5 protein-coding genes are annotated in these 4,158 nt (G+C 39.5%); all 5 read left to right on the top strand.

Translation table 11 applies throughout. The features are described from left to right. The coding region (rplQ, locus tag PLK24_RS09060) for a 50S ribosomal protein L17 (RefSeq protein WP_324478378.1) at positions 1 to 359 on the top strand (359 nt) is incomplete at its 5' end. Positions 360 to 430: 71 nt separating this feature from the next. Further along, on the top strand, positions 431 to 1,267 hold the full coding sequence (locus PLK24_RS09055) for an energy-coupling factor transporter ATPase (RefSeq protein WP_324478376.1): 837 nt from the start codon (positions 431 to 433) through the stop codon (positions 1,265 to 1,267). Beyond that, positions 1,252 to 2,115: an energy-coupling factor transporter ATPase gene (locus PLK24_RS09050; protein ID WP_324478374.1), complete on the top strand. Its 864-nt coding sequence runs from the start codon at positions 1,252 to 1,254 to the stop codon at positions 2,113 to 2,115. The genes PLK24_RS09055 and PLK24_RS09050 overlap by 16 nt, the downstream gene beginning before the upstream one ends. 4 nt (positions 2,116 to 2,119) lie before the next feature. Then, positions 2,120 to 2,923, top strand: coding sequence for a cobalt ECF transporter T component CbiQ (gene cbiQ / locus PLK24_RS09045; RefSeq protein ID WP_502876062.1), 804 nt, complete (start codon positions 2,120 to 2,122; stop codon positions 2,921 to 2,923). 18 nt (positions 2,924 to 2,941) lie between these two features. Further along, complete coding sequence (truA, locus tag PLK24_RS09040) at positions 2,942 to 3,805, top strand: tRNA pseudouridine(38-40) synthase TruA (RefSeq protein WP_324478370.1); 864 nt, start codon at positions 2,942 to 2,944, stop codon at positions 3,803 to 3,805. The last annotated feature ends 353 nt before the right edge of the window (positions 3,806 to 4,158 follow it).

Here is a 4,158-nt window from a genome sequence, read left to right as displayed (position 1 = left end):
CAATGAGGCATAGAATGAAAAGAGGGAAGTTGGGTCGTACCACCTCCCATAAAGAGGCTATGTTATCGAATCTTTTAGTTTCCTTGATTAAATCAGGAGCAGTGGAAACAACTGAGTCGAAAGCAAAAAACCTCAAACCGCTTTTTGAAAGAATTATATCTCAAGCAATTGAAGGAACCAATGCAACAACTATTCAAGTTATGCGCTGGGTTGATGATAAGGATGCTTTTAAGACCCTTCAAAGAAGTTTAGTACCACGTTTGAAAGATAGAAAAGGAGGATACTGTCGAATTTATAAGACCAGATTCCGCCAAGGAGACGGGGCTCCAATGGCACGGGTTGAAATACTTACTGAATAAGACGGTGAGCTGGATAGTAATAACCCTGCCAGCCAAAAGGCTGGCTTTTTTTATGGAAAGGACCTCTGAAGGTGATTGAATTTAATGGTGTATCCTTCTGGTTTTCTGAAGAGGAAACCTTAATAGAAAAAAAGGATGAAGTTCTTCACAATGTCGAGCTCGTTATTCCCAAGGGTGAGTTTGTTGTATTATTGGGAAGGAATGGTTCGGGAAAATCCACCTTGGCCAAGCACTGTAATGGATTGTTGCTTCCTAAAAAAGGAACGGTTATTGTAGATGGGAAAAACACCAATCAATCAGAGTATTTATGGGATATTCGTCAAAAGGTTGGATTAGTTTTCCAAAATCCTGATAACCAGATTATCGCCACTACTGTTGAAGAAGATGTTGCCTTTGGACCAGAGAATCTTGGAGTACCTCAAGATGAAATACGAAAGCGGATTGATCAAGCATTAAATATAGTTGGAATGAACGATTTTCGGAAAAAAGAACCCCATCTCCTTTCTGGTGGACAAAAACAGCGAGTAGCAATTGCTGGTGTTTTGGCTATGCAACCGGAGTATTTGGTGCTTGATGAGGCAACATCAATGCTTGACCCGGAAGGCAGAAGCGAAATTATGTCGCTTATTTCTCAATTACGAGGATCAATCACTATTTTCCATATTACCCATTATATTGAAGAAGCTGTTGATGCTGATTGGGTTATTATAATGGATCAAGGTCAAGTTGTTGCTCAGGGAAAACCAGTCGATATTTTTAATCGAAGAGGACAAATTTATGAATGGGGTTTGGAGCTCCCGTTGGTATCGGAAACTGCCTGGATCCTTCAAAGGCGGTTTCCCGAGCTTTTCCCTTCGCTTCCCCTTAAAGCAGAAGAACTGGTGGCTGCCTTGTGTTCATTCGTTTAGAAAACGTCTATTACAGTTATTTCCAGCATACCCCTTTTGAAGTTCAAGCCCTTAAGAATGTCACTCTTACTATTGATAGGGGAGAGTCAGTAGGTATTATTGGAAGGACTGGCTGTGGAAAGTCCACTCTCATTCAGCATTTTAACGCTCTTCTTTTTCCCACTCAAGGATTCGTTATGATTGACGGTGATAAAATCCAAAAAAAAGGTTCCCAGCTTAGGGGGATTAGAAAAAAAATCGGCTTAGTATTTCAATATCCTGAACATCAAATTTTTGAAGAAACGGTTTTTGACGAGGTTGCTTTCGGACCTCGAAATAACGGTGTGGGTGGTGAAGAGTTAGAAGAAACAGTAAAATGGGCTTTGGAAAGTGTTGGTTTGGATTACCAGGAACTGCATAAAAAGAATCCTTTTGAATTAAGTGGAGGCCAGATGAGACGAGTTGCCATTGCCAGCATTTTGTCAATGCGACCCGAAGCCTTAATTTTAGATGAGCCGACGGCTGGACTTGATCCGGAAGGGAAAAGATTAATTCTGAGGAAACTGAAAGATCTTCGAGAGGAAAACCAAACAACCCTGGTATTCGTTTCACATAGCATGGATGACTTGGCCATGATAGCGGAAAGAATAATTGTGATGGACCAGGGAACTATTGGATTAGATGGCTCAGTACGTCATATATTTTCTCAAGGAAAAATTCTGGATCAATATGGAATAAAACCACCTACTACTGCTCGAATAGCTGAATTGCTGCGGAAAAAAGGATTTGATATTGAAGAGGGGATTTTAACTGCTCAGGAATTATCTGAGCAAATTGAAGAAAAGATATTAAAAGGAGGAAGCCATTAACATGCTGGGGAAGAGCATAGCGATTGGACAATTTATCCCAATTGAATCGCCCGTCCACCGGTTGGATCCTCGAGTAAAAATCCTGGTTTCTGCTATTCTTATTGTTGCTTTATTCATTGTCAAAGAATGGCCATCCTTTCTTTTTATTGGATGTTTTATCATCTTGTTAACCATTACTGCCCGGATACCAATTTCTTATATCGGAAAAAGTTTAAAACCAATTCTTTTTCTCTTAGCTTTTACTCTGGTTTTGCAGGTTTTTTTTACCCCTGGAGATTATATTTGGGAGTATGGTTTTCTTCATGTTTCCAGAGAGGGGCTCATCCGCGGGTTGTTTATCATTGTTCGGCTTTGTCTTTTAATTTTATGTACCGCTCTTTTAACCCTTACCACTTCGCCAGTTGAATTGACCGATGGGTTGGAATCACTCATGAGTCCTTTCAAAAAATGGGGTTTCCCGGCCCATGAATTAGCGATGATGATGACCATTGCTATCCGTTTTATACCGACCTTGATGGAAGAAGCTGACCGAATCATCAAAGCCCAACAAGCCAGAGGAGCTGATTTTGAATCGGGAAGCTTGATTCAACGAGCTAAAAATCTTATTCCACTGTTAGTTCCTTTATTTATTAATTCTTTTAAGCGAGCCGATGACTTGGCGATTGCTATGGAGTCTCGATGTTATCGGGGTGGTATAGGTCGGAGTCGGCTTCGAGTCCTTAAGTTAAGGATGGCTGATATTCTTTTTTTTAGCATTACAATAATTTTTATAACCGTGGTTATTTTATTGTCTTGGTTTATTTGGTAAAGGATACTTAAGATATTCATGCAAAAATTGAAAGATAATACATCGAAATGCACTAAAAGTAATAATTTAGTACTGATAATCGAATATGATGGAACCAATTATTTTGGTTGGCAAAGTCAGCCAAATCGTCGTAGCGTCCAATCGGTTCTCACTCAAGCTCTCTCATCAATTTTAAATCAGCCGATAGTTCTTCATGCCTCTGGTCGAACTGATGCCGGAGTTCATGCCTTAGGACAGGTAGCGAATTGCCGTGTCGAATTAACCCTGGAAATACCAACTCTTTTTCGAGCGTTAAATTCCTACCTTCCTCCTGATATCAGAGTGACACACCTTCAGGAGGTATCTTCATCCTTTAATGCTCGCAAAGACGCTACCGGTAAAGAATATCATTATTGGATGTATTGTGGATACCAATTTCCAGTGTTTTTGCGTCACCATATGTTTTATCCAGGGAATTTCCAGATTGATTGGCCACTTTTAAAAGAATGCATCAATCTATTTGTAGGAGAATATGATTTTACTGCCTTTAGTGCTTCTGGGAGCTCAGTAATTAATATGGTTCGAGAAATTCATCAATTTGATGTTTATGATTTTAAGAATGGTTTTTTGTCTTTCCGGATCGTTGGAAATGGATTTTTGTATAAAATGGTTCGAATTCTTTTGGGAGAAATCTGGATGGTTCAGTTAGGAAAAAAAAAGATTGATGACCTTCGGTTGGCTTTATCCCAACCTCATCGAGGGAAGCATCGATTATGCCTTCCTCCTCATGGTTTGTATCTCGCCCGGGTTTTTTATCCAGACTATGATTTTTGGGAAAGCGATCACCTTTCGCCATCCTTTCCATGGTTTCTTTCAAAAAAGTCTTCAATATTTAAATTATGAAGTAAAAACCCCTTCCATTTTTTATCCTGAAAACCCACGAGCAGGATAAATCAAGACCCTACCAAAGAATATATAATGTAGGGGCGACAATGTATTGTAACCATTCTTTAATTCATGTAGCGAAATGTCATGGCATGTCGAATCCTTGGATTTTCGCTTTTATCTGGTGCGACCATGGGATAAGACTCTATTAAAAATATTTCAAAAAAAACCCTGAGGTATGGTTGACAATTCCATATAGGCTGTGTTAAATTAACTCTTGCCCTCGGGTTAAGGTAAAAGATCCGAAGGCTAGAGTACCTTGAAAAGTAAATATTCCGCCTACTTCCAAAAGAAGTTTCCAAGTAACAAGC

It is taken from the genome of Atribacter sp., assembly GCF_035418125.1.
Taxonomy (GTDB): domain Bacteria; phylum Atribacterota; class Atribacteria; order Atribacterales; family Atribacteraceae; genus Atribacter; species Atribacter allofermentans.
This window is presented reverse-complemented; position numbering and strand designations above follow the sequence as displayed.